Origin of the sequence: Klebsiella ornithinolytica, from assembly GCF_030505655.1 — a bacterium.
Classification (GTDB): domain Bacteria; phylum Pseudomonadota; class Gammaproteobacteria; order Enterobacterales; family Enterobacteriaceae; genus Klebsiella; species Klebsiella ornithinolytica.
On sequence record NZ_CP130153.1, the window covers coordinates 1,365,145 to 1,389,952 of the forward strand.

20 protein-coding genes are annotated in these 24,808 nt (G+C 57.2%); 13 read left to right on the top strand and 7 right to left on the bottom strand.

Annotated features, from left to right (window positions below; genetic code table 11):
- Window positions 1-95: 95 nt before the first annotated feature.
- Window positions 96-3,209, bottom strand: coding sequence for a multidrug efflux RND transporter permease AcrD (gene acrD, locus Q1L34_RS06515; protein ID WP_004866137.1), 3,114 nt, complete (start codon window positions 3,207-3,209; stop codon window positions 96-98).
- A gap of 378 nt (window positions 3,210-3,587) precedes the next feature.
- On the opposite strand from acrD, the gene aegA reads away from it, so the two are divergent.
- From aegA to Q1L34_RS06530, 3 genes are all read left to right on the top strand, one after another.
- Window positions 3,588-5,570, top strand: coding sequence for a formate-dependent uric acid utilization protein AegA (gene aegA / locus Q1L34_RS06520; protein ID WP_327204410.1), 1,983 nt, complete (start codon window positions 3,588-3,590; stop codon window positions 5,568-5,570).
- Between the two features lie 57 nt (window positions 5,571-5,627).
- Complete coding sequence (gene nudK / locus Q1L34_RS06525; RefSeq protein WP_004866133.1) at window positions 5,628-6,224, top strand: GDP-mannose pyrophosphatase NudK; 597 nt, start codon at window positions 5,628-5,630, stop codon at window positions 6,222-6,224.
- 66 nt (window positions 6,225-6,290) lie between these two features.
- The gene (locus Q1L34_RS06530) at window positions 6,291-7,358 is read left to right on the top strand and encodes a DUF1176 domain-containing protein (RefSeq protein WP_015583732.1); all 1,068 of its coding nucleotides are present in this window, start codon (window positions 6,291-6,293) and stop codon (window positions 7,356-7,358) included.
- Here the strand turns inward: Q1L34_RS06530 and tkt are convergent.
- On the bottom strand, window positions 7,327-9,321 hold the full coding sequence (tkt, locus tag Q1L34_RS06535) for a transketolase (protein ID WP_071359697.1): 1,995 nt from the start codon (window positions 9,319-9,321) through the stop codon (window positions 7,327-7,329). The genes Q1L34_RS06530 and tkt overlap by 32 nt on opposite strands.
- A 288-nt stretch (window positions 9,322-9,609) precedes the next feature.
- Here tkt and maeB point away from each other — a divergent pair, with 288 nt between their 5' ends.
- A complete protein-coding gene (gene maeB / locus Q1L34_RS06540) occupies window positions 9,610-11,889 on the top strand; it encodes an NADP-dependent oxaloacetate-decarboxylating malate dehydrogenase (protein ID WP_004866124.1) in 2,280 nt (759 codons plus the stop codon).
- A gap of 805 nt (window positions 11,890-12,694) precedes the next feature.
- On the opposite strand, the gene hemF is transcribed toward maeB, so the two are convergent.
- Together hemF and amiA are read right to left on the bottom strand one after the other, a co-directional pair.
- Complete coding sequence (gene hemF / locus Q1L34_RS06545; protein ID WP_195874065.1) at window positions 12,695-13,594, bottom strand: oxygen-dependent coproporphyrinogen oxidase; 900 nt, start codon at window positions 13,592-13,594, stop codon at window positions 12,695-12,697.
- Window positions 13,591-14,466, bottom strand: coding sequence for an N-acetylmuramoyl-L-alanine amidase AmiA (gene amiA, locus Q1L34_RS06550; RefSeq protein WP_327204411.1), 876 nt, complete (start codon window positions 14,464-14,466; stop codon window positions 13,591-13,593). The genes hemF and amiA overlap by 4 nt, the downstream gene beginning before the upstream one ends.
- Before the next feature lie 210 nt (window positions 14,467-14,676).
- On the opposite strand from amiA, the gene Q1L34_RS06555 reads away from it, so the two are divergent.
- From Q1L34_RS06555 to cysM, 9 genes are all read left to right on the top strand, one after another.
- Window positions 14,677-15,102 carry a GNAT family acetyltransferase gene (locus Q1L34_RS06555; protein WP_004866116.1) on the top strand — a complete coding sequence of 142 codons (426 nt, stop codon included), beginning with the start codon at window positions 14,677-14,679 and terminating at the stop codon, window positions 15,100-15,102.
- Window positions 15,089-15,538 (top strand): DUF2919 domain-containing protein, encoded by a 450-nt coding sequence (locus Q1L34_RS06560; RefSeq protein WP_004866113.1) that lies wholly within the window; start codon window positions 15,089-15,091, stop codon window positions 15,536-15,538. Before Q1L34_RS06555 ends, Q1L34_RS06560 begins: the two co-directional genes overlap by 14 nt.
- A 61-nt stretch (window positions 15,539-15,599) precedes the next feature.
- Entirely contained in the window at window positions 15,600-16,175 is a 576-nt protein-coding gene (locus Q1L34_RS06565; protein WP_195874064.1) for an RpoE-regulated lipoprotein, read from the top strand.
- Window positions 16,176-16,269: 94 nt separating this feature from the next.
- Window positions 16,270-17,169: a Dyp-type peroxidase gene (locus Q1L34_RS06570; RefSeq protein WP_004866106.1), complete on the top strand. Its 900-nt coding sequence runs from the start codon at window positions 16,270-16,272 to the stop codon at window positions 17,167-17,169.
- A gap of 280 nt (window positions 17,170-17,449) precedes the next feature.
- Window positions 17,450-18,466: a sulfate ABC transporter substrate-binding protein gene (locus tag Q1L34_RS06575; RefSeq protein WP_004866103.1), complete on the top strand. Its 1,017-nt coding sequence runs from the start codon at window positions 17,450-17,452 to the stop codon at window positions 18,464-18,466.
- Window positions 18,466-19,299 (top strand): sulfate/thiosulfate ABC transporter permease CysT, encoded by an 834-nt coding sequence (gene cysT, locus Q1L34_RS06580; RefSeq protein WP_004866101.1) that lies wholly within the window; start codon window positions 18,466-18,468, stop codon window positions 19,297-19,299. The genes Q1L34_RS06575 and cysT overlap by 1 nt, the downstream gene beginning before the upstream one ends.
- Window positions 19,299-20,174, top strand: a complete 876-nt coding sequence (gene cysW, locus Q1L34_RS06585) for a sulfate/thiosulfate ABC transporter permease CysW (RefSeq protein WP_004866100.1) — start codon at window positions 19,299-19,301, stop codon at window positions 20,172-20,174. Before cysT ends, cysW begins: the two co-directional genes overlap by 1 nt.
- The gene (gene cysA / locus Q1L34_RS06590) at window positions 20,164-21,258 is read left to right on the top strand and encodes a sulfate/thiosulfate ABC transporter ATP-binding protein CysA (RefSeq protein WP_004866097.1); all 1,095 of its coding nucleotides are present in this window, start codon (window positions 20,164-20,166) and stop codon (window positions 21,256-21,258) included. The genes cysW and cysA overlap by 11 nt, the downstream gene beginning before the upstream one ends.
- Before the next feature lie 119 nt (window positions 21,259-21,377).
- On the top strand, window positions 21,378-22,289 hold the full coding sequence (cysM, locus tag Q1L34_RS06595; protein ID WP_004866094.1) for a cysteine synthase CysM: 912 nt from the start codon (window positions 21,378-21,380) through the stop codon (window positions 22,287-22,289).
- On the opposite strand, the gene Q1L34_RS06600 is transcribed toward cysM, so the two are convergent.
- From Q1L34_RS06600 to ptsJ, 3 genes are read right to left on the bottom strand one after another with little or no spacing between them, the layout of a single operon-like run.
- On the bottom strand, window positions 22,286-22,687 hold the full coding sequence (locus tag Q1L34_RS06600; protein ID WP_004866092.1) for a YybH family protein: 402 nt from the start codon (window positions 22,685-22,687) through the stop codon (window positions 22,286-22,288). The two genes, cysM and Q1L34_RS06600, sit on opposite strands and share 4 nt — an antisense overlap.
- 15 nt (window positions 22,688-22,702) lie before the next feature.
- Window positions 22,703-23,419, bottom strand: coding sequence for a type 1 glutamine amidotransferase (locus Q1L34_RS06605; RefSeq protein ID WP_044349523.1), 717 nt, complete (start codon window positions 23,417-23,419; stop codon window positions 22,703-22,705).
- Between the two features lie 14 nt (window positions 23,420-23,433).
- Window positions 23,434-24,729 (bottom strand): MocR-like B6 salvage transcription factor PtsJ, encoded by a 1,296-nt coding sequence (gene ptsJ, locus Q1L34_RS06610; RefSeq protein ID WP_069476539.1) that lies wholly within the window; start codon window positions 24,727-24,729, stop codon window positions 23,434-23,436.
- Window positions 24,730-24,808: the final 79 nt, after the last annotated feature.

The window sequence follows — 24,808 nt, forward strand, 5'->3', positions numbered from 1 at the left end:
GCCCGGCGGCTGTAAGCAGATAAAAAAGGCGACTATAACAGTCGCCTTTTTGTTATTTCCCGGGTAAGAAACGGGACCCTCAGGATCCTGCCGGGTTATTGCGGGCGCTCTTTTTGCGGAAAGCGTCGACGTACCAGTACGAAGAATAGCGGAACGAAGAAGATAGCCAGGACGGTGGCGGAAATCATCCCGCCCATGACCCCGGTACCCACGGCATGCTGGCTACCGGAACCGGCGCCGGTGCTGGTCGCCATCGGCAGGACCCCAAAAATAAAGGCCAGCGAGGTCATCAGGATCGGCCGCAGACGCTGGCGACAGGCCGACAGCGTGGCGGCGAGTAAATCTTCCCCTTTCTCGTTTAGCTCATTAGCAAACTCGACGATCAGAATGGCGTTTTTCGCCGACAGGCCGATGACCGTCAGCAGGCCAACCTGGAAGTACACGTCGTTTTCAAGACCGCGCATCCAGGTGGCCAGCAGCGCCCCGATAACCCCCAGCGGCACCACCAGCATGACCGAGAAGGGGATAGACCAGCTCTCGTACAGCGCAGCCAGGCACAAGAACACGACCAGCAGCGAAATGGCGTACAGCGCCGGTGCCTGCGCGCCGGACAGCCGTTCCTGATAGGACATGGCCGTCCAGTCGAGCCCAAAGCCGTTTGGCAGCTGTCTGGTCAGATCTTCCATGATAGCCATCGCGGTACCGGTACTGATGCCAGGAGCCGCTTCGCCGATGATTTCCACCGCCGAGTAGCCGTTATAGCGCTCCAGGCGCGGGGAGCCGGTTTGCCAGCGCGAGGTGGCAAATGCCGAGAAGGGCACCATGGTGCCGCTGCTGTTGCGCACGTACCACAGATTAATATCGTCAGGCAGCATGCGGTAAGGGGCGGCGGACTGGACGTAGACTTTCTTCACGCGGCCACGATCCATAAAATCGTTCACGTAGCTTGAGCCCCAGGCGGTTTGCAACGTGTTGTTGATATCGTCAATAGCCACGCCCAGCGCCTGGGCTTTCCGCTGATCGATATCAATCTGCAGCTGTGGGCTATCGTCAAGGCCGTTATGGCGAACCCGGGTCAACCGCTCATCTTTCGCCGCCAGATCGAGCAGCGTATCGCGGGCTGCCATGAGCGCCGCGTGCCCGTTGCCGGCGTGGTCTTCAAGCTCCATATCAAAACCGGCGGAGCTGCCCAGTCCGCTGATTGCCGGCGGGTTAGTGGCGAACACCCGCGCCTCGTTAATGCTGTTAAAGGCTTTTGTCGCACGTTCAATGATCGCAAACGAGGTACCGGTTTTCGCATCGCGTTCATCCCAGTCCTTCAGGCGGATAAACATACGCGCGACGTTCTGACCGTTGCCTCCCGGGCCAGAGCCCACGGTAGCGAAAATCGAAGCAACGTTGGCCTGTTCATGATTAAAGAAATAGTCCTCAACTTTTTGCACGACTTTTAAGGTCTGCTGCTGAGTTGCGCCGCTCGGCAGCTGCACCGAGGTCAGGAACATGCCGCGGTCTTCCTGGGGCAGGAACGACGTCGGGAGGCGTAAGAACATAAAGACCATCCCCCCCAACAGCAGCGCGTAGATCGCTATCCAGCGCAGCGAGCGGTGAAGAATTTTGCCCACGGCGGTTTCGTAGCGGCTGGCGTTACGGTTGAACATACGGTTAAACCAGCCGAAGAAGCCTTTTTTACCGTGTTCTTCGCCTTTCTTCATGGGTTTCAGCAAGGTGGCGCACAGGGCCGGCGTGAGGATCATGGCCACGAGTACTGACAGCACCATCGCCGAGACGATGGTAATAGAAAACTGGCGATAAATGGCGCCGGTTGTGCCGCCGAAGAAGGCCATCGGGATAAAGACCGCCGACAGTACCATCGCGATCCCGACCAGCGCCCCCTGAATCTGGCCCATGGATTTTCGCGTCGCTTCACGCGGCGAAAGGCCCTCTTCGCTCATGATGCGCTCAACGTTTTCGACGACCACGATAGCATCGTCCACCAGCAGACCTATCGCCAGCACCATCGCGAACATCGTCAGGGTGTTGATACTGTAGCCGCAGGCAAACAGGATGGCGAAAGTCCCCATCAGAACCACCGGTACGGCAATGGTTGGGATGAGCGTTGCGCGGATGTTTTGCAGGAACAGGTACATCACCAGGAACACCAGCACGATGGCTTCCAGCAACGTTTTCACCACGTCATGGATAGAGGCCTTCACGAAGGAGGTGGTTTCGTAGGCAATTTTATATTCAAGGCCGTGAGGGAAATACTGCGACAGCTCATCCAGACGATTGAGCACCAGCTCCGCGGTCTGCATTTCGTTTGCCCCGGAGGCCAGCTGCACGCCAAGGCCGGAGGCCGGGTTGCGGTTGTAGCGGCTGAGGTAATCGTAGCTTTCCGCGCCCAGTTCAACTTTCGCCACATCGCCGAGCGTCACCAGCGAGCCGTCCGGATTCACGCGCAGCGTAATATCGCGGAACTGCTGCGGCGTTTGCAGCAGCGACTGGGCGTTAATGGTGGCATTGAGCGACTGATTATCGACCGACGGCGTACCGCCAAGCTGGCCGACCGCGATCTGCGCATTCTGTGATTCGATGGCGTCGGTGACATCTTTCGCCGTCATCTGCACGCTGGTGAGTTTGGCCGGATCAAGCCAGATGCGCATTGAGTATTGCGAGCCGTAGGCCGTAATGTCGCCAACTCCGTTCACGCGGCTGAGCGGTTCCTGAATGTTACTGGCCACGTAGTCGGCAATATCCTGCTTATCCATACTGCCGTCAGTCGAGACGAACGCGATAGTCAGAATGTTGGTATCGCCGGTTTTACGTACCGTCACCCCCTGATTTTGCACATCCTGAGGCAGTTTTTTCATTGCCGATTGCAGCTGGTTTTGTACCTGCTGCATGGCTTCGTTGGGATTGGTTCCGGCGGTAAAGGTCAGCGTAATCGTCGCCTGACCCGAAGAGCTGCTCTGGGAAGACATATACATCAGGTTATCGAGGCCGGTCATATTCTGCTCGATAACCTGGGTGACGGTATTTTCCAGCGTTTGTGCGGAGGCACCTGGATAATTGGCGGTAATGCGCACGTTAGGCGGCGCAAGATCGGGATACTGCTCGACGGGAAGTGACAAGATTGCGAGCGTTCCGGTCAGGCATAGCAGGATCGCCAGAACCCACGCGAAAATGGGGCGATCGATAAAAAAATTCGCCATCAGAATTGAGACCTCATTGTGTACATTTTTGTTACCGCACAGTCCGTGACACTTTATAGGCAACTCCACGGGCAAACGTGGAGAAATTAAGGAGATAGTGTAATTTATCGTGTGGCTTTAGCGGACACCGTAAAGAACTCTCCGACTCTCTGCGCAAACCGCCGCTTACCCCGGCGTCCGTTTGTCATCGTTAAACTGCCTTCTTCTTGCTACGTTAAATAAAACGCAATTTCATTTAAGTCAAAGAATTTGATCCAAAACGGGTTATCTCCAGAAAAATACGCTTCCGGGCAAATGAACATTGTTCCTGCCCCGTTTTGTCGGGTAATAAATAGTCATGCGAATCGAGGGGTTATTTAGCGAAGACCGAAGGATACCATGAACCACTTTATTATCAGCGATAGTCGCAAATGCATCGGCTGCAAAGCCTGCGAAGTGGCCTGCGTGATGGCACACAACGACGAACAGCACGTCCTGACCCCGCAGCGCTTCTTACCGCGCATTACCGTGATGAAGCACGAGCAAAAACGTAACGCAATAACATGTCGGCATTGTGAAAGCGCCCCCTGTGCCCGCAGCTGCCCGAATGATGCCATTCGCCAGGTAAATGATAGCGTGCAGGTTGACGAGGAAAAGTGCATCGGCTGTAAATCCTGCATGGTGGCCTGTCCGTTTGGCGTCATGGAGATCGTGCTGTTACCGGCGGCGGCGGGGAAAGTGAAAGCCACCGCGCATAAATGCGATCTGTGCAGCGGCCGTGAAGGCGGGCCCTCCTGCGTGCAAAACTGCCCGGCGCAGGCGCTGCAGCTGGCGACGGAAGCGACCCTGTCCGCGATGGCCAGACAGCGACGCCTGCGTACGGCGCGGATGGATGCGCGGCCGTGGCATGCGCATCCCGGCGACATGGCATTACCGGCAGCTGACGCAAAAGCCCGCCAGATGGCGGCAACGCCGCCGCGCAGCGAGGCCGATAAACGGGCCGCGGCGATCCGCAAGAGGGATTTTGCCGAGATCGTTCTGCCCTTTAACGCCGGGCAGGCGCAGCAGGCCTCGGAGCGTTGCCTGCAGTGCGGCGAACACAGTATCTGTGAATGGACCTGCCCGCTGCATAACCATATTCCCCAGTGGATTGAGCGGGTACAAGCGGGGGATATCGACGCCGCCGTGGCGCTGTCCCATCAAACCAACTGCCTGCCGGAGATAACCGGCCGGGTTTGCCCGCAGGATCGCCTGTGTGAAGGGGCCTGTACGCTGCGCGATGAACAGGGCGCGGTGACGATTGGCAACATCGAGCACTATATCTCCGACCAGGCGCTGGCACAGGGCTGGCGACCGGACCTCTCCCGGGTTGTCGATAGCGGGAAAAAGGTGGCCATTATCGGTGCCGGGCCGGCGGGACTGGCCTGCGCTGACCTGCTGATCCGAAACGGCGTGCAGCCGGTGGTCTTCGACCGTCATCCGGAAATCGGCGGTTTGCTGACTTTTGGCATTCCGGCCTTCAAGCTGGAAAAGTCACTGCTGGCCCGGCGACGGGAGATTTTTACTGAGATGGGTATCCGCTTTGAACTGGAGTGTGAAGTGGGCAAGGACGTGGCGTTAACCACCTTGCTGGCAGAATACGATGCGGTATTTATTGGCGCCGGAACCTACCGTTCCATGAAAGCGGGACTGCCAAATGAAGAGGCCCCGGGGGTCTATGATGCGCTGCCGTTCCTGATTGCCAATACGAAACAAGTCATGGGGCTGAGCGAGAAACCCGAAGAGCCTTACGTCAATGCCCACGGGCTGAATGTCGTAGTGTTGGGGGGCGGCGACACGGCGATGGACTGCGTGCGCACCGCGCTGCGTCACGGGGCGAAAAAGGTCACCTGCGCCTATCGTCGCGATGAGGCCAATATGCCGGGGTCGAAAAAAGAGGTGAAACACGCGCGTGAAGAAGGGGCGGAGTTCGAATTCAACGTTCAGCCGGTGACGCTGGAGCTGGATAGCGACGGTCGGGTTAACGGCGTACGTTTTCTGCGCACACAACTGGGTGAACCGGACGAGCAGGGGCGCCGCAGCCCGTCGCCGCTGCCGGGCAGCGAGTTCGTGATGCCGGCCGATGCGGTGATTATGGCCTTTGGTTTCCATCCCCACGGGATGCCGTGGCTGGAGTCCGTCGGCGTAGAGCTTGATAACCGGGGGCGGATTAAGGCCAGTGTCGAGAGCCGCTACCGCTATCAGACCACGCACGACAAAATTTTTGCCGGCGGAGATGCCGTCCGCGGCGCCGATCTGGTGGTGACGGCGATGGCCGAAGGTCGCCATGCGGCGCAGGGGATCATGGATTATCTCGGCGTAAAATCGGCCCTGCTTCACTAACGACAAACCCGGCCTCGCAGCGTAGTATGACAGCGTCATTCCACGCTGCGGGGCCGTATGTCACTCAACATCAACGTTATCAAAGATAAACTCCTCTCTGAAAACTACTTTATTTTGCGCAATATGACCTACGAGCTGACGCGTAGCGACGGCAGCGTGGTCCGTCATAAGCGCGAGGTTTACGATCGCGGCAACGGCGCCACGGTGCTGTTGTATAACCGCCGTAAGCAAACCGTCGTATTGGTCCGCCAGTTTCGTGTTGCCACCTGGGTTAACGGTAACGAGGACGGGATGCTGATCGAAACCTGCGCCGGGCTGTTGGATAACGACGAGCCTGAAGCCTGCATCCGCAAAGAGGCCATCGAAGAGACCGGGTACGAAGTGGGCGATGCGCATAAGCTGTTCGAGCTGTATATGTCTCCCGGCGGGGTGACCGAAATTGTCCACTTCTTTATCGCCGAGTACAGCGACGCGCAGCGCAAAACGCGCGGCGGCGGCGTTGAAGATGAAGATATCGATGTGCTGGAGCTGCCTTTCAGCCAGGCATTGCAGATGGTTGCCAGCGGCGAGATACGCGATGGCAAGGCGGTGATCCTGCTGCAATATTTGCAAACATCGGGACTGATGGCGGGGTTATCTGATAAATCTGATTGAGTAACATGTCGCCGCTGGTGAAGATGGCTGCTGTTTTGAGCGTTCTTCTCTGGGGTTGTGCCGCGCATGCTTTATCGGGTTCTTTTTTTTCTGTTTTTCGGTTTGATACCGACGTCATGGGCGTGGGCGGCGCCGGTACAACAGCTCTTCGACGACTGGCTGGTCACCTGCAATAATCAGAATTTCTGCGTCGCTCGCAACGTTGGTCTGCATCACGGACTGGTTATGACTCTCAGCCGTAGCGCCGGCGCCGTCACGGATGCCAGCCTGCGCATTGAGCTGGGCGGTATCGGTAACCCGGTTGCCGCCCTGGCGCCAATCGCTCCTCGTCTTTTGCTTGATGGTAAACCGCTGGCGTTGACCGATAAACACTGGCAGGTTGCGGATAAGCTGCTCAAAACCGGGGATAGCGTGACGATCGATGCTTTTCTCCAGCAGGTGCAGGAGGGGCAGGCGATAACCCTGGTTAACGGGCTGCAAAGCATTTCTCTGCAAGGACTGAAAGCCGCGTTGCTGTTTATCGATAGCCATCAAAAGCGTGTCGGCAGTGAAACCGCGTGGGTAGGGAAGGGCGAAGAGCCGCCGCTTAGCGTACCGCCGGCACCTGCGCTGCGGGCGGTTGGCAAAGTCGATCTCTCGCAATCACCGCTCAGTCGGGAGGAGCTCAATGACCTGATGGATTACGGCAACGAGCGGATGAACAATAGCGCCTGTTCGCTGGACCCTTTCCGCCGCGAGATTCGGGTTACCGCGTTGACGGATGAGAAGGTGTTACTGATGGTCAGCTGCGAAGCCGGGGCGTACAACACCATCTGGCTGGCCTGGCTGGTGTCGCGCCAGCAGCCGTATGTGGCCCGCCAGGTTCGTCTGACGCTGCCCTTCCAGCCGCCGGGCAATGCGGCGCGTGATATTGAGCTGATTAATGCCAGTATTGATGAGCGACGTCACGAGCTGGTGACTCTGGATAAAGGGCGCGGCCCCGGCGATTGCGGGGTTCAGACCCGCTGGCGCTATGATGGCCAGCGGTTTAGCCTGGTTCGCTATGCGCAGCAGCCGCAGTGTGATAACTGGCAGGGGCCAGATGCCTGGCCCACGCTATGGGTTACCCGTTACATATTTCATCCGCGAGACTGACGATATGCTCGACGGTGAAGCCAAAGAACGGGAAGAGCTTATCCGCCGGCGCCGATTCACCGTAGCTTCTCATTCCCACGATGGCGCCTTTCAGCCCGACATATTTATACCAGTAGTCGGCGATACCGGCCTCAACGGCAATTCTGGCGCTGACGTTAGCCGGAAGAACCGATTCCCGGTATGCCGCATCTTGCGCATCGAAAACATCGGTTGAAGGCAGGGAGACTACCCGCACGTTAACACCTTTGGCGAGCAGCTTTTCCGCCGCCAGCACGGTTATCTCCACTTCGGAGCCGGTGGCTATCAGGATTAAATCTGGTTTGCCCCCCGCATCTTTCAGCACATAGCCGCCGCGGGCAATATCCTGTACCTGTTGCGGCGTCCGCGCCATTTGCGCCAGATTTTGCCGCGACAGTATCAGCGCGGTGGGGCCGGTTTGTCGTTCAATCGCCGCCTGCCACGCGACCGCCGTTTCGACCTGATCGCAGGGGCGCCAGGTGCTGAAGTTCGGCGTCAGTCGCAGACTGGCCAGCTGTTCGACCGCCTGATGAGTGGGGCCATCTTCCCCTAACCCAATCGAGTCATGGGTATAGACCATTATCTGTCTGGCTTTCATCAACGCCGCCATTCGCGCTGCGTTACGCGCATATTCGACAAACATCAGGAAGGTGGAGGTATAGGGGATAAAGCCGCCGTGGAGAGCAATGCCGTTGCCGATCGCCGTCATGCCGAACTCGCGTACGCCATAATGAATATAGTTACCCGCCACATCCTCTTTGATGGATGTTGACCCGGACCAGATGGTGAGGTTGCTCGGCGCCAGATCGGCCGACCCGCCCAGCAGTTCCGGCAGGAGCGGGCCATAGGCGTTCAGGGCATTTTGCGACGCTTTACGGCTGGCAATTTTCGCCGGCTCGGCCTGCAGTTGCGCGATATAATCGTGCGCCGCATCGCTCCAGTTCGCCGGCAGCGCGCCGTCCATTCTGCGTTTTAGCTCCGCCGCCAGTTCAGGATACTGCTGCTGATAAGCGGCGAACCGCTGATTCCACGTCTGTTCTGCCTGCTCGCCGCGCGGCCGGGCGTCCCATTGCTGATAAATCTCTTTGGGGATCTCAAACGGTGGATATTTCCAGCCCAGCTTCTCGCGGGTTAACGCCACCTCTTTTTCCCCCAGCGCTGCGCCGTGGGACTCTTCCGAACCGGCTTTATTCGGTGAGCCATAGCCGATCACGGTGCGGCAGATGATCAGCGAAGGTTTATCCGTGACGCTTTGCGCCTCGAGAATCGCCTGTTTCACTGCCTGCGGGTCGTGGCCGTCAATATCGCCAATCACGTGCCAGTGATAGGCCCGAAAGCGCGCGGCGGTATCGTCGGTGAACCAGCCGTCGGTTTTACCATCGATTGAGATGCCGTTATGGTCATAGAAGCCGATGAGCTTACCGAGACCCAGCGTCCCCGCCAGCGAGCTGGCTTCGTGGGAGATCCCCTCCATCAGACAGCCATCGCCCATAAACACCCAGGTATAGTGATCAACAATGTCGTGGCCGGGACGGTTAAACTGCGCCGCCAGCGTGCGCTCGGCAATCGCCATGCCGACGGCGTTGGCCAGCCCCTGGCCAAGCGGGCCGGTGGTTGTCTCGACGCCGGGAGTATAGCCGTGTTCCGGGTGGCCGGGCGTTTTCGAATGGAGCTGGCGAAAGTTTTTCAATTCGGACAGCGGCAGATCGTAGCCGGTCAGATGCAGCAGGCTATACAACAGCATCGACGCATGACCGTTAGAGAGCACAAAGCGGTCACGATCATACCAGTGCGGATTCTCCGGATTGTGTTTAAGGAAATCATTCCACAGGACTTCGGCGATATCCGCCATCCCCATCGGGGCGCCGGGGTGGCCGGAGTTGGCTTTCTGTACGGCGTCCATGCTCAGGGCGCGAATGGCGTTGGCAAGTTCTCTTCGGGACATAATGGACTCCTGAAACAAGATGTTGCATGAGTTTTTGTTGATTGTTTGTCGAGGTGTTTATCGGGTGGATAACTAAAAAGCATAGCAGACGGGACTATCATTGCTTTCGAAATCAGGTTACATAAATATTATAAATCGATAACAAATATACCATTGCGATGGCGAGAGTTTGGCGGCGTTCAAAGTTTGAAAAGCCGTCAGGCGAGATACTATGCGCCACCTTAGGGTGGGCACCAGGATAGTCATTACGCACACCCCCTACGACCGATACGTGAAAGGAACAATAAAATGGATGAGCAGTTGAAACAAAGCGCCCTCGATTTCCATGAGTTTCCCGTTCCCGGGAAAATTCAGGTTGTCCCTACCAAGCCTCTGGCCACCCAGCGCGATCTGGCGCTGGCCTACTCGCCAGGCGTGGCGGCACCTTGTCTGGAAATCGAGAAAGATCCGCTGGCCGCCTACAAATACACCGCCCGTGGCAACCTGGTGGCCGTTGTCTCCAACGGCACCGCGGTGCTGGGACTGGGGAATATTGGTGCGCTAGCCGGTAAGCCGGTGATGGAAGGCAAGGGCGTTTTGTTTAAAAAATTCGCCGGGATTGATGTGTTCGATATCGAAGTCGATGAGCTGAATCCGGATAAATTTATCGATGTCGTGGCGGCGCTGGAGCCCACCTTCGGCGGCATCAACCTCGAAGACATCAAAGCGCCAGAGTGTTTCTACATCGAGCAAAAGCTGCGCGAGCGCATGAACATTCCTGTGTTCCATGACGATCAGCACGGCACGGCCATTATCAGCACCGCGGCGATTATTAACGGCCTGCGGGTGGTTGAGAAGAATCTTTCCGACGTTCGGATGGTGGTATCCGGCGCGGGCGCGGCGGCGATTGCCTGCATGAATTTGCTGGTGGCGCTGGGGATGCAGAAACACAATATCGTGGTCTGCGACTCCAAAGGCGTTATCTATAAAGACCGTGAGCCCCATATGGCAGAGACCAAGGCGGCCTACGCGGTAGAAGATGACGGCAAACGCACTCTGGACGATGTGATTGACGGGGCGGATATTTTCCTCGGCTGTTCAGGCCCGAAAGTGCTGACGCCGGAGATGGTGAAAAAAATGGCCCGCGCGCCGCTGATCCTCGCCCTGGCTAATCCGGAACCGGAGATTCTGCCGCCGCTGGCGAAGCAGGTCCGCGAAGATGCCATCATCTGCACCGGGCGCTCTGACTACCCGAACCAGGTCAACAACGTGCTGTGCTTCCCGTTCATTTTCCGCGGAGCGCTGGACGTTGGCGCTACGGCGATTAACGAAGAGATGAAGCTGGCTGCGGTCCACGCGATAGCTGAACTGGCGCATGCCGAGCAAAGCGAAGTGGTCGCCTCTGCCTACGGCGATCAGGATCTGAGCTTTGGTCCGGAATATATCATTCCAAAACCGTTCGATCCGCGCCTGATCGTCAAGATCGCGCCGGCGGTCGCCAAAGCGGCGATGGACTCCGGCGTCGCCACGCGTCCGATTGCCGACTTCGACGCCTATATTGAGAAGCTCAGCGAGTTTGTCTACAAAACCAACCTGTTCATGAAGCCAATTTTCTCCCAGGCGCGCAAAGAGCCTAAGCGCGTGGTGCTGGCGGAAGGCGAAGAGACGCGCGTCCTGCACGCCACACAGGAGCTGGTATCGCTGGGGCTGGCAAAACCGATTTTGATCGGTCGTCCGAGCGTGATTGAAATGCGCATCCAGAAGCTGGGGCTGCAGATCAAAGCCGGCGTGGATTTTGAGATCGTCAATAACGAATCCGATCCGCGCTTTAAAGAGTACTGGGGCGAGTATTACCAGATCATGAAACGCCGCGGCGTGACTCAGGAGCAGGCCCAGCGGGCGGTGATTGCCAATACGACGGTCATTGGCGCAATCATGGTGCACCGTGGCGAGGCGGATGCCATGATCTGCGGCACCATCGGCGACTACCATGAGCATTATGGGGTCGTTCAGCCGCTGTTTGGCTACCGTGACGGCGTCAGCACCGCGGGGGCCATGAATGCGCTGCTGCTGCCAAGCGGAAACACCTTTATCGCCGACACCTACGTCAATAACGATCCTACGCCGGAGCAGCTGGCGGAAATTACGCTGATGGCGGCGGAAAGCGTCCGTCGTTTTGGTATTGAGCCGCGCGTGGCGCTGCTGTCGCACTCCAACTTCGGTTCCTCTGACTGCCCGTCAGCAAGCAAAATGCGCGAAGCGCTGGAGCGGGTGAAAGCGCTGGCGCCGGATCTGATGATCGATGGTGAAATGCACGGCGATGCTGCGCTGGTGGAAAGTATTCGCCATGAGCGGATGCCGGACAGTCCGCTGAAAGGTTCGGCTAACATTCTGGTGATGCCGAATATGGAAGCCGCGCGCATTAGCTATAACCTGCTGCGCGTCTCCAGTTCGGAAGGGGTGACCGTCGGACCGGTGCTGATGGGAGTGGCGAAGCCGGTGCATATTCTGACGCCTATCGCTTCCGTGCGTCGCATCGTCAATATGGTCGCGCTGGCGGTGGTCGAGGCTCAGACTCAGCCGCTGTAAGGGATCTGTCGGGTGGCGCTGCGCTAACCCGACCTACGGGATAGCGTAGGCCGGGCAAGCGAAGGCGTCGTCCGGCATTAAATCCATGCGTGGAACTGAATAGACTCACTTTCTGACGCTGGAGATGCATTGGCACTATGGTCGCGCTGGCGGTGGTCGAGGCTCAGACTCAGCCGCTGTAAGGGATCTGTCGGGTGGCGCTGCGCTAACCCGACCTACGGGATAGCGTAGGCCGGGCAAGCGAAGGCGTCGTCCGGCATTAAATCCATGCGTGGAACTGAATAGACTCACTTTCTGACGCTGGAGATGCATTGGCACTATGGTCGCGCTGGCGGTGGTCGAGGCTCAGACTCAGCCGCTGTAAGGGATCTGTCGGGTGGCGCTGCGCTAACCCGACCTACGGGATAGCGTAGGCCGGGCAAGCGAAGGCGTCGTCCGGCATTAAATCCATGCGTGGAACTGAATAGACTCACTTTCTGACGCTGGAGATGCATTGGCACTATGGTCGCGCTGGCGGTGGTCGAGGCTCAGACTCAGCCGCTGTAAGGGATTTGTCGGGTGGCGCTGCGCTAACCCGACCTACGGGATAGCGTAGGCCGGGCAAGCGAAGGCGTCGTCCGGCATTAAATCCATTCGTGGAACTGAATAGACTCACTTTCTGACGCTGGAGATGCATCGGCACTATGGTCGCGCTGGCGGTGGTCGAGGCTCAGACTCAGCCGCTGTAAGGGATCTGTCGGGTGGCGCTGCGCTAACCCGACCTACGGGATAGCGTAGGCCGGGCAAGCGAAGGCGCCGCCCGGCATTAAATCCATTCGCGAACCTGAATAAACCCACTCAGGGCAGCCTCAGGGCTGCCTTCTTCCGGCCGGTAGTCATACTCCCAGCGCACCAGCGGCGGCATCGACATCAGAATCGACTCCGTGCGCCCGCCGGTCTGCAGGCCAAACAGCGTCCCGCGATCCCACACCAGATTGAACTCCACGTAGCGGCCGCGACGATAGAGCTGAAACTGACGCTCCCGCTCGCCATATGGCGTGGCTTTGCGCCGCTCAACGATCGGCAGATACGCATCGGTGTAGCCATTGCCAACGGCCTGCATAAAGCTGAAGCAGTGGTCAAAGTCCGGGGTATTCAAATCGTCAAAGAACAGGCCGCCAATTCCGCGCTGCTCGTGACGATGCTTCAGATAGAAGTAGTCATCGCACCATTTTTTATAGCGCGGATAAACCTCTGCGCCGAAGGGCTGGCACAGATCGTTAGCCGTGCGATGCCAGTGAACCGCATCCTCCTCAAAGCCGTAGAAGGGCGTCAGGTCAAACCCGCCGCCGAACCACCACACCGGCTCTGCGCCGGGCTTCTCAGCAATGAAAAAACGCACGTTGGCATGGCTGGTCGGCACATAGGGATTCCACGGATGTACCACCAGAGAAACCCCCATCGCCTCAAAGCTGCGACCGGCCAGTTCCGGGCGATGCGCCGTTGCCGAAGACGGCATGGCGTCGCCGTGAACGTGGGAGAAGTTTACGCCCGCCTGCTCAAACACGCCGCCATCGCGCAGAACCCGGCTGCGACCGCCGCCGCCTCCTTCGCGCTGCCAGCTGTCTTCGACAAATTCACCGCCGTCAATGGCGCTCAGTTTCTGGCAAATGGTCTCCTGGAGCTGGAGGAGATAGCGTTTTACCTGTTGCGCGTCGGGCTTCATTTACGTCTCTTCGAGTGGGCCTTCTGGTTATCGAACCAGTGGAAATAGCTGATGATGCCGGACGCGATCGCGCTGGCGATTTTTTGCCGGAACGCGGTGGTACCTAACAGTTTTTCTTCGCCCGGGTTGGTGATAAATGAGGTTTCAACCAGTACGGACGGGATTGACGGCGACTTCAATACCACGAAGGCGGCCTGTTCAGTGTTACGGCTATGCAGCTTATGCACCGGCTTAATATTTTTCAGGATATGCGAACCCAGCGTCAGGCTGTTTTTAATGGTATCGGTCTGCACCAGGTCAAACAGCACCTGCTGTAAAAGATGGTCCTTGGCCGTGGCTTTTTTACCGGCGACCTCATCGGCGCGGTTTTCGCGATCGGAGAGGTATTTCGCCATCGCGCTACTCGCACCGCGGTTGGAGAGGGCAAATACCGACGCGCCGGCCGCGCTGGGGTTGGTAAAGCCATCGGCGTGAATCGACATAAAAAGATCGGCGCCGTGCTGGTGGGCAATTTCCACGCGGTCGTACAGCGGGATAAAGGTATCGCCAGAACGCGTCAGGTGCGCGTCAATACCGTTATTGCGCAGAATGCTGCGTACGTTTTTGGCAATCGCCAGTACGACATGCTTCTCTTTTGAACCGTTGTGACCGATAGCGCCGGTATCAATACCGCCATGGCCCGGGTCGAGCATAACGATGCGCTTCGCGCCCGCCTTTTTCGCCGCGGGTTTACTGTGGCCGTTGGACGTCGTCAGCGGCTGTTCTTTTGCGATGACCTGCGATGAAACCCCGGAAAGGGTCATGGCAGCCAGTCCTGCTTTCAGCACCTGGCGGCGCGAAGCAAGTATTTTTAATGGTTTAAAAGTGCTCATTCGGCCTGAATTGCAAACAAGTGGTACCTGGTGTTATATCGTATCGCGTTTTCCGTTACGACCATTCAAAACAAGAATTGTTTTACTTTTCATTTCAATACATGACAGTGCGTATTATGTCATTTTTTCCACTTCATTTCGCCTGATATTGGCTATCCGCTGAAATCGCGCCATAATCGCTGTTTTTAAGCTTGAAAAATGGGGAATACCATGGAGATACGCGTTTTTCGCCAGCAAGATTTTGAAGAAGTGATTACGCTGTGGGAGCGCTGCGAGCTTCTGCGCCCGTGGAATGACCCGGAAATGGACATTGAGCGTAAAGTTAACCACGATGTCAGCCTGTTTCTCGTCGCGGAAGTAAATGGCGAGGTGGTTGGCACGGTGATGGGCGGCTATGACGGTCATCGCGGTTCCGCCTACTACCTGGGCGTGCATCCGGAATATCGCGGGCGTGGTATCGCCAATGCGCTGCTGAACCGGCTGGAAAAAAAGCTGATTGCTCGCGGCTGCCCGAAAATTAACATCATGGTTCGCGATGATAATGAGGTGGTGCAGGGGATGTATGAACGGCTTGGTTACGAATATGCCGATATCCTGAGTCTGGGTAAACGTTTGATTGAAGATGAAGAATACTGAGTTTATCCCTTCTGATTTCGATGCCCACGGCCGGCTCAGGCTACCGTTTCTGTTCTGGTGCGTACTGCTGCTGCAGGCGCGAACCTGGGTGCTGTTCATTATGGCGGGGGCCTCCCGCCAGCAGGGCGATGTGTTACTGAACCTGTTCTATCCCGATCACGATAATTTCTGGCTAGGATTATTGCCGGGTATCCCGGCGGTACTGGCGTTTATCGTCAGCGGGCAGCGGCAGCGTTTTCCCCGTCTCTGGCCGCTAATGCGCTGGCTGCTGGTGCTGTCGCAGACGCTGCTGCTGCTCTGGCAGCCGCTGTTATGGCTGAGCGGCGAGTCACCTTCGATGCTGACTATCGGCCTGCTGATCGCCGATCTCTATGCCTTCTGGTGGCTGTTAGCCAGCCGTCGACTCAAAGCTTGTTTTCAGGAAGATCGGGTTTAACGGCACTTTTTGCCGATCCTGCACTCCAACAGGCGTCAAATAAACAAGAAAGGATCGAGTCATGAAATCGCTACGTTTGCTTCTCTGCGCGTTACCGCTGGCATTAACCGGCTGCTCCACTATGAGTGCAGTTAACTGGTCAGCGGCCTACCCATGGAACTGGTTTGGTTCCTCAATGGAAGTGACCGAGCAGGGCGTGGGTAAACTAACGGCCACAACGCCGCTGAATGAACAGGCCATCAGCGATGCGCTGGGCGGGAGCTATCGTCTGCGCAGCGGCATGAAAGCGGCCAACGGTAATATCGTGCGCTACTTTGAGGCGCTGAAAGATGACAAAGTCGCGATGACCATTAACGGCGACGGCGGCACCATCAACCGTATCGAAGTGCGGGATAGCGAGATTAAAACGGACCGCGGCGTTCAGGTCGGCACTCCGTTTAGCGAGCTGTACAGCAAAGCCTTTGGTCATTGTCAAAAAGGCGCAAATGATAATGGTGCCGTGGTGGAGTGCCAGGCGGACGGTAGTCAGCATATCAGCTACGCCTTTACCGGCCACTGGAATGGTCCGGAAGAGCTGATGCCTTCCGACGACACGCTGAAAAACTGGAAGGTCAGCAAAATTATCTGGCACGGCTAATTTGATCTGAACGGACACGGCACAGGGAAAAAACGGGTACAATAGCGCGATAAAAGTGCCACAGTGTTGTGGTTGTATCATTTCAGGAGGAGCGATGTCTCAGGTTCAGAGCGGCATTTTGCCGGAACATTGCCGTGCGGCGATTTGGATTGAAGCCAATGTCAAAGGGGACGTCAACGCCCTGCGCGAAGCCAGCAAAGTCTTTATTGATAAATTAGCGACCTTTCAAACGCAATTTCCGGACGCACAGCTGGGCGCCGTGGTGGCTTTTGGCAATAACGTCTGGCGTGAGCTGAGCGGCGGTGTGGGTGCCGAAGAGCTTAAAGATTTCCCGGTATACGGCAAGGGCCTGGCGCCGTCTACCCAGTATGATGTCCTGATTCATATCCTCTCCGCGCGTCATGAGGTGAACTTCTCCGTTGCTCAGGCAGCCATGGCGGCCTTTGGCGATGTGATTGAGGTGAAAGAAGAGGTTCACGGTTTCCGCTGGATTGAAGAGCGTGACCTGAGCGGTTTCGTCGACGGCACGGAAAATCCGGCCGGTCTTGAGACCCGCCGTGAAGTGGCGATCATCAAAGATGGCGTGGATGCCGGCGGCAGCTATGTCTTCGTTCAGCGCTGGGAGCATAACCTCAAGCAGTTGAATCGCATGAGCGTTCCGGACCAGGAGATGATGATTGGCCGGACCAAAGAAGCCAATGAAGAGATTGATGGCGACGATCGTCCGGCAACCTCACACCTGAGTCGCGTCGACTTAAAAGAGGATGGCAAAGGGCTGAAGATTGTTCGTCAGAGCCTGCCTTACGGCACCGCCAGCGGCACTCATGGCCTCTATTTCTGTGCGTACTGCGCACGTATCCATAACATTGAACAGCAGCTGCTGAGCATGTTTGGCGATACCGACGGCAAACGTGATGCCATGCTGCGCTTTACCAAACCCGTGACCGGCGGCTACTACTTTGCTCCGTCACTGGATCGTCTCCAGGCGCTGTAATCTCCGGGTTGACACTGCCCCTCTTCCACTCGGGAGAGGGCAGATAACTTTCCCCCAGTCTGACGACCACGTTCGGCTTAACCCCTTGTTCTCCCTGACCTCCAGCTCCGCCCCATAGAGGGAAAATCACGCCGAAAACCCGTCTCCACAATGGTTTGTAAACGGCTTATTCTCTTTTCGACTTCCAAATCGCCAAACGGTATATAAAACCGTTACTCCTTTCATCCTCGTTATAAATATTATGGCTATAAGAAAGTCATCAAACTGATAAGGGTGCGCAATGGCGGTTAAATCACTGAACAAAGGATATCTGGCACTGGCTGCTTCGATGCTGCTGGTTGCGCAGGCGCAGGCGACTGAGCTGCTGAACAGCTCTTATGATGTCTCCCGCGAGCTGTTTGCCGCCCTTAATCCGCCGTTTGAACAGCAGTGGGCGAAAGATAATGCCGGCGATAAGCTGACGATCAAACAATCTCATGCCGGTTCGTCGAAACAGGCGCTGGCCATATTGCAGGGCTTAAAAGCCGATGTGGTGACCTATAACCAGGTGACGGATGTACAGATCCTGCATGACAAAGGCAACTTGATTCCCGCCGACTGGCAAAGCCGGCTGCCGAACAACAGCTCGCCGTTCTACTCCACCATGGCGTTTCTGGTGCGTAAGGGGAACCCGAAGAATATTCATGAGTGGAGCGATCTGGTGCGCCCGGACGTGAAGCTGATTTTCCCGAATCCGAAAACGTCCGGTAACGCGCGCTATACCTATCTGGCTGCATGGGGAGCCGCAGATAAAGCCGACGGCGGCGATAAAGCGAAAACCGAGCAGTTTATGACCCAGTTCCTGAAAAACGTCGAAGTATTTGATACCGGCGGCCGCGGCGCGACTACGACCTTCGTTGAACGTGGACTCGGCGACGTCCTGATTACCTTCGAATCGGAAGTGAACAATATTCGCAAGCAGTATGAAGACCAGGGCTTCGAAGTGGTAGTGCCGAAGGTCAATATTCTGGCGGAGTTCCCGGTCGCCTGGGTGGACAAAAACGTCAAGGCCAACGGAACCGAGAAGGCGGCGAAGGCTTACCTGAACTGGCTCTATAGCCCTCAGGCGCAGACGATCATTACCGACTATTACTATCGTGTGAACAACCCGAAGGTGATGGAGACGCTGAAGGATAAATTCCCGCAGACCGAACTGTTCCGCGTCGAAGATCAGTTTGGCTCCTGGCCGCAGGTAATGAAAACCCACTTTGTCAGCGGCGGTGAGCTGGACAAACTGCTGGCGGCGGGGCGTAAGTAATGTTTGCTGCTGCATCTAAGCGCGTGCTGCCGGGCTTTACCCTGAGCCTCGGCACCAGCCTGCTGTTTGTCTGCTTGATTTTACTGCTCCCCCTGAGTGCGCTGGTGATGCAGCTGGCGCAGATGACCTGGGGTCAGTACTGGGAAGTAGTGACTAACCCGCAGGTGGTGGCGGCCTACAAAGTCACGCTGCTGTCGGCGTTTGTCGCCTCAATTTTTAATGGCGTATTTGGCCTGCTGATGGCCTGGATTCTGACGCGCTATCGCTTTCCGGGCCGGACGCTGCTCGATGCGCTGATGGACCTGCCGTTTGCTCTGCCGACGGCAGTCGCCGGCCTGACCCTCGCGTCACTGTTTTCAGTCAACGGCTTTTACGGCGAGTGGCTGGCGAAGTTTGATATCAAGGTGACCTATACCTGGCTCGGTATCGCGGTCGCCATGGCGTTTACCAGTATTCCTTTCGTGGTCCGGACGGTTCAGCCGGTACTTGAAGAGCTGGGGCCGGAATATGAAGAAGCGGCGGAAACGCTGGGCGCCACGCGCCTGCAGAGCTTCCGTAAAGTGGTGCTGCCTGAGCTCTCTCCGGCGCTGCTGGCCGGGATCGCGCTGTCATTTACGCGTAGCCTTGGCGAGTTTGGCGCGGTGATTTTCATCGCCGGCAACATCGCATGGAAAACCGAGGTCACTTCCCTGATGATTTTCGTGCGCCTGCAGGAGTTTGATTACCCGGCGGCGAGCGCGATTGCGTCGGTGATCCTGGCGGCTTCGCTGCTGCTGCTGTTTTCCATCAACACCCTGCAAAGTCGCTTTGGTCGACGTGTGGTAGGTCACTAATGGCGGAAGTTACTCAATTGAAGCGTTACGATGCTCCCCGCATCAACTGGGGGAAATGGTTTCTGATTGGCACCGGAATATTGGTTTCCGCTTTCATTCTGATCGTGCCGATGGTCTATATCTTCGTCCAGGCCTTCAGCAAAGGGCTGATGCCGGTACTGCAAAACCTGGCTAACCCGGACATGCTGCACGCAATCTGGCTGACGGTGATGATTGCGCTGATTACCGTACCGGTTAACCTGGTTTTCGGTACTCTGCTGGCGTGGCTGGTAACGCGTTTTAACTTCCCTGGCCGCCAGCTGCTGCTGACGCTGCTGGATATTCCTTTTGCCGTCTCGCCGGTGGTGGCGGGGCTGGTCTATCTGTTGTTCTACGGTTCCAACGGCCCGCTCGGCGGCTGGCTGGACGCGCATAACCTGCAAATCATGTTTGCCTGGCCGGGAATGGTGCTGGCCACCATTTTTGTCACCTGTCCATTTGTGGTGCGCGAGCTGGTTCCGGTGATGATCAGTCAGGGCAGTAATGAAGATGAAGCGGCGATCCTGCTCGGCGCGTCCGGCTGGCAGATGTTCCGCCGGGTGACTCTGCCGAATATCCGTTGGGCGCTGTTATACGGCGTGGTGCTGACCAACGCTCGCGCTATCGGGGAGTTCGGCGCCGTTTCGGTGGTTTCGGGCTCGATTCGCGGTGAAACGCTGTCGCTGCCGCTGCAGATTGAATTGCTGGAGCAGGATTACAATACCGTCGGTTCCTTTACCGCCGCAGCTCTGCTGACGTTAATGGCTATTTTGACTTTGTTTTTAAAGAGTATGTTGCAATGGCGCCTGGCTAATCAGGAAAAACGCGCGCAACTGGAGGGGAATCATGAGCATTGAGATTGTCAATATTAAGAAATCTTTTGGACGCACTCAGGTGCTGAATGATATCTCTCTGGATATCCCTTCCGGACAGATGGTCGCGCTGTTGGGGCCGTCCGGCTCCGGAAAAACCACGCTGCTGCGTATTATTGCTGGTCTGGAGAATCAATCAAGCGGTCATATTCGTTTCCATGGCACCGACGTGAGCCGCGTTCACGCCCGTGACCGTAAAGTGGGCTTCGTCTTCCAGCACTATGCGCTGTTCCGCCATATGACGGTATTTGAGAATATCGCCTTCGGCCTGACGGTGTTGCCGCGTCGTGAACGTCCGAACGCCGCCGGGATCAAAGCGAAAGTCACCCGGCTGCTGGAAATGGTGCAGCTGGCGCATCTTGCCGATCGCTACCCGGCGCAGCTTTCCGGCGGGCAAAAGCAGCGCGTGGCTCTTGCGCGTGCGCTGGCCGTTGAACCGCAGATTCTGTTGCTCGATGAACCCTTCGGTGCGCTGGACGCTCAGGTGCGCAAAGAGCTGCGCCGCTGGCTGCGTCAGCTGCATGAAGAGCTGAAGTTTACCAGCGTGTTTGTGACCCACGATCAGGAAGAGGCGATGGAAGTAGCCGACCGCGTGGTGGTCATGAGCCAGGGCAATATCGAACAGGCCGATGCACCGGAACAGGTCTGGCGTGAACCGTCCACCCGCTTCGTGCTGGAGTTTATGGGCGAAGTTAACCGCCTGAAAGGGATTGTTCGCGGTGGCCAGTTCCATGTCGGTGCGCATCGTTGGCCGTTGGGGTATACCCCGGCGTATCAAGGGCCGGTGGATCTGTTCCTCCGCCCCTGGGAAGTGGATATCAGTCGCCGTACCAGCCTCGATTCACCTCTGCCGGTTCAGGTACTGGAAGCCAGCCCGAAAGGGCACTACACCCAATTAGTTGTTCAGCCATTAGGGTGGTATGACGAACCGCTGACCGTCGTGCTGTCGGGCGATGACGCGCCGTATCGCGGTGAACGGCTGTTTGTCGGCTTACAAAATGCGCGACTCTATAACGGCAATCAGCGGATAGAGCCGCGTGAGGATATTGCTCTGGCGGAGTCAGCCTGATAGTTTATTGAATATGTTTATCGCCCGGTGACGCTGCGCTTACCGGGCCTACAGTTATCACTGCGTCTTGTAGGCCGGGTAAGCGAAGCGCCACCCGGCTTTTTTATTGAGTAAAAATCGTGAATACACTTGAACACACCATCGGTAATACCCCTCTGGTCAAGCTTCAGCGCATGGGACCGGACAATGGCAGTGAAATCTGGGTCAAACTGGAAGGCAATAACCCGGCGGGTTCAGTAAAGGACCGCGCCGCGCTTTCAATGATCGTTGAAGCCGAAAAACGCGGTGAAATAAAGCCTGGCGACGTCCTGATTGAAGCCACCAGCGGGAATACCGGTATCGCGCTGGCGATGATTGCCGCGCTGAAAGGCTATCAGATGAAGCTCCTGATGCCGGACAACATGAGCCAGGAGCGCCGGGCCGCGATGCTGGCCTACGGTGCCGAGCTGATTCTGGTCACCAAAGAGCAGGGGATGGAGGGCGCGCGCGATCTGGCGGCGGAAATGGCGCAGCGTGGCGAAGGGAAACTGCTGGATCAGTTCAATAATCCGGATAACCCCTATGCGCATTACACCACCACCGGACCGGAAATCTGGCAGCAGACCGCCGGGCGAATCAGCCATTTTGTCTCCAGTATGGGAACTACCGGCACCATCACCGGCGTATCCCGCTTTTTGCGTGAACAGGATAAGCCGGTGAGTATTGTGGGACTGCAGCCGGAAGAGGGCAGCAGCATTCCGGGTATTCGGCGCTGGCCGGCAGAGTATATGCCGGGGATTTTTAATGCTTCGCTGGTTGATGCGGTGCTGGATATTCACCAGCAGGATGCGGAAAACACCATGCGTATGCTGGCGGTACGGGAAGGTATTTTTTGCGGCGTTAGCTCCGGCGGCGCGGTGGCCGGCGCATTACGTATCGCGCGTGAAAATCCCGGCGCGGTAGTGGTGGCGATCGTCTGCGATCGCGGCGATCGCTACCTGTCTACCGGGGTTTTTGGCGAAGAGCACTTCAGCCAGGGGGCGGGTATTTAACGGGCTGGCGAGTCCAGCAGGTCGGTACCGTAGGAGTTATCTACGGTACACAGCCAGCGCTGCTCCTGCCGGCGAAAAACATAGGTGGCGCGGCGCGTGACCTGGGTGGTGCCTCCCTCCGGAGTCGGGATATCCAGCCGGGTTTCCATAATCACCAGCGCAGTGTCGCCGCCTTCCAGTATCTCCATTCTGCCTTGTGTCACCACCAGACGGTGCTGAAAATAGTCGGCAATGGCGAGAAAGGCTTTGCGGATGTTCTCCTTACCTTTCACCAGCCGTTCTGGCTGCACCACCAGCAGGGCATCCTCCGCGTAGTAGTCCATTAACGTATCGTAGTCTTCCTGCGATATTGCGCGGTCGCACGCTTCAATGACGGCTTTTAGTTGCGGGTTTACCATGAATACCCTCCGGGGTTAGTGCCGATAATGGGTCACCAGATTATCGAGAAATGTCCACAGCTTCTGGTTCATCTCGCGATAATCCCAGCTGCGCATCTCCTGTACGGAACGGATAAAACGCCGGCCTTTTGCCGCCTCAAGCTCCTCCTGCGAATGGGTGATGAGCCGTTCAATGACCTCTGCGTCAAATTCCATGTGGCACTGGAAACCATATACCCGGTCGCCATATTTCACAATTTGTCGCGGGCAACCTTCGCTTGCGGCCAGCACCGTTGCCGTCGGCGTCATGCCGGGCATATCGTTATGCCAGTGCCCCACGACCAGAGCAGGGCCAAAATGAGCGATATTCGGGTCACGTAAACCCTCTACGCTGAGGGTGACAGGGTAGTGGCCGATCTCTTTTTCCGGGCTTTGCATGACGGGGGCGCCCAGCGCTTCACCAATCAGCTGTGAGCCAAGACAGATGCCGATGACAATTCGCCCGGCGGCGATGGCCTGGGCAATAAGATTTTGTTCAGCATGTGTATCAAAATAAGCACACTCCGCCAGCGTAGTACGTGGTGACTGCGGGCCGCCGAGCACCACCAACATATCGAAGCCATCGGCGTTTGCCGGCAGCGGATCGCCGGCGTATACCCGTGACCAGCCGATGGTGTAGCCCCGATCCTGTGCCCAGTGGAGGCAGGCTCCCGGTGATTCAAAATGTTCGTGGACGATAAAATGAATGTGCATAGACGTCACTCCGGTCAGGGTTGGAGAACGAGGTGTAAATCGTCAGCCAGGCGCTCAATCTCATCATCGCTTAACGTTCCCGGCGATAGCCGAAGACCGTGCGATGGCGTGTGAATACCGAACGCTTCACCTTCGCGGACTAACCAGCCGGCGCGGGCTAAGCGCAGGGCGATTGGCTGGCTCGGCTCCGTTAGCGGCAGCCAGAAATTGAGGCCATCTCCCGGAGGGAAAGGGGGAAAACCGCGTTGGGTCAGGGCCGCGGCCAGTTTTTCATTCTGCCGACGATAATGGCGACGACTCTCCGCCAGCGAGGCAGTAAAGACGCTATCATTCAGGCAGGCAAAGGCAAAGCCCTGCAGCAGATGGCTGACCCACTGGCTGCCGGCGTTGAGCCGCAGACGTAGCGCTGCTGAGGTGGTGCTATCGCTGGCAACAAACGCCAGACGCAGGTCCGGCCCGAGCGTTTTTGACAGGGAGCGCACCAGCGCCCAGCGCTGAGTGGTGGCGGGCAGAGGGGAGTGCCAGGGCGTTGCCGATAACAATGCGAAGTGGTCATCAATAATCACCAGCACCTGCGGGTAATGAGCCAGTATCTCGCGAATAGCCGCTGCCCTGGCTTCACTGAAGCTACAGCCGGTAGGGTTGTGCGCGCGCGGGGTCAGAATGACGGCTCGCGCGCCGCTGCGTAAGGCCAGTTCCAGCTCGTCAGGCAACATCCCTTCTCCGTCAACTGCCACCGGACAGGCATGGAATCCGGCGTAGCGCAGCATATTGATACTGCTGAGGAAGCAGGGGTCTTCAACAACCACGCCGTCGCCGGGCAGAAGCAGGGCGCAAAGCAGCCGCTCCAGCGCATCGATGGCGCCACTGGTCAGGTTAATCTCAGCATGGATTCCCAGGTCCTGGTGCATCCAGCGCTGCGCCCAGGCCGCCAGCTTAGGTTCCACGGCGGCATCGCCGTACAGGTGTGGGGTCAGCGAGAGCTGACTCAGATAGCGAGCGAGATCCGGCAGGCGGCGGGGATCCGGGTTACCACCGGAGATATCTCTGAGTGGCGACGAGGGGTCTCCGCCTTCCTGCGGCAGGGGAGCATTCGCGGATTTAATGGCGGTACCGTTGCGCCCTTGACTGACGGCCAGCCCGGAGGTGACCAGCCGTTTATAGACCGCGGCGACGGTGTTGCGGTTAACCGTCAGTTCAGCAGCCAGCTCACGAACCGGAGGCAGCGTTTCTCCGGGTTTTAATACTCCGCTTTGTATCAGATGACGGATGTTATCAAAAATTTCACTGGCGGTTTTTCCAACGATCATTATTGACCTATGACAAAATGAATTTTAGCATAGGACGAATGATAATCAGAGTATGACCCGCTGTCCAGCGGGGGGAGAA

Coding starts and splice junctions, on each gene's coding strand:
- acrD (WP_004866137.1), bottom strand. CDS start 3,209: ATGGCGAATTTTTTTATCGATCGCCCCATTTTCGCGTGGGTTCTGGCG.
- aegA (WP_327204410.1), top strand. CDS start 3,588: ATGAACCACTTTATTATCAGCGATAGTCGCAAATGCATCGGCTGCAAA.
- nudK (WP_004866133.1), top strand. CDS start 5,628: ATGTCACTCAACATCAACGTTATCAAAGATAAACTCCTCTCTGAAAAC.
- Q1L34_RS06530 (WP_015583732.1), top strand. CDS start 6,291: ATGCTTTATCGGGTTCTTTTTTTTCTGTTTTTCGGTTTGATACCGACG.
- tkt (WP_071359697.1), bottom strand. CDS start 9,321: ATGTCCCGAAGAGAACTTGCCAACGCCATTCGCGCCCTGAGCATGGAC.
- maeB (WP_004866124.1), top strand. CDS start 9,610: ATGGATGAGCAGTTGAAACAAAGCGCCCTCGATTTCCATGAGTTTCCC.
- hemF (WP_195874065.1), bottom strand. CDS start 13,594: ATGAAGCCCGACGCGCAACAGGTAAAACGCTATCTCCTCCAGCTCCAG.
- amiA (WP_327204411.1), bottom strand. CDS start 14,466: ATGAGCACTTTTAAACCATTAAAAATACTTGCTTCGCGCCGCCAGGTG.
- Q1L34_RS06555 (WP_004866116.1), top strand. CDS start 14,677: ATGGAGATACGCGTTTTTCGCCAGCAAGATTTTGAAGAAGTGATTACG.
- Q1L34_RS06560 (WP_004866113.1), top strand. CDS start 15,089: ATGAAGAATACTGAGTTTATCCCTTCTGATTTCGATGCCCACGGCCGG.
- Q1L34_RS06565 (WP_195874064.1), top strand. CDS start 15,600: ATGAAATCGCTACGTTTGCTTCTCTGCGCGTTACCGCTGGCATTAACC.
- Q1L34_RS06570 (WP_004866106.1), top strand. CDS start 16,270: ATGTCTCAGGTTCAGAGCGGCATTTTGCCGGAACATTGCCGTGCGGCG.
- Q1L34_RS06575 (WP_004866103.1), top strand. CDS start 17,450: ATGGCGGTTAAATCACTGAACAAAGGATATCTGGCACTGGCTGCTTCG.
- cysT (WP_004866101.1), top strand. CDS start 18,466: ATGTTTGCTGCTGCATCTAAGCGCGTGCTGCCGGGCTTTACCCTGAGC.
- cysW (WP_004866100.1), top strand. CDS start 19,299: ATGGCGGAAGTTACTCAATTGAAGCGTTACGATGCTCCCCGCATCAAC.
- cysA (WP_004866097.1), top strand. CDS start 20,164: ATGAGCATTGAGATTGTCAATATTAAGAAATCTTTTGGACGCACTCAG.
- Q1L34_RS06600 (WP_004866092.1), bottom strand. CDS start 22,687: ATGGTAAACCCGCAACTAAAAGCCGTCATTGAAGCGTGCGACCGCGCA.
- Q1L34_RS06605 (WP_044349523.1), bottom strand. CDS start 23,419: ATGCACATTCATTTTATCGTCCACGAACATTTTGAATCACCGGGAGCC.
- ptsJ (WP_069476539.1), bottom strand. CDS start 24,729: ATGATCGTTGGAAAAACCGCCAGTGAAATTTTTGATAACATCCGTCAT.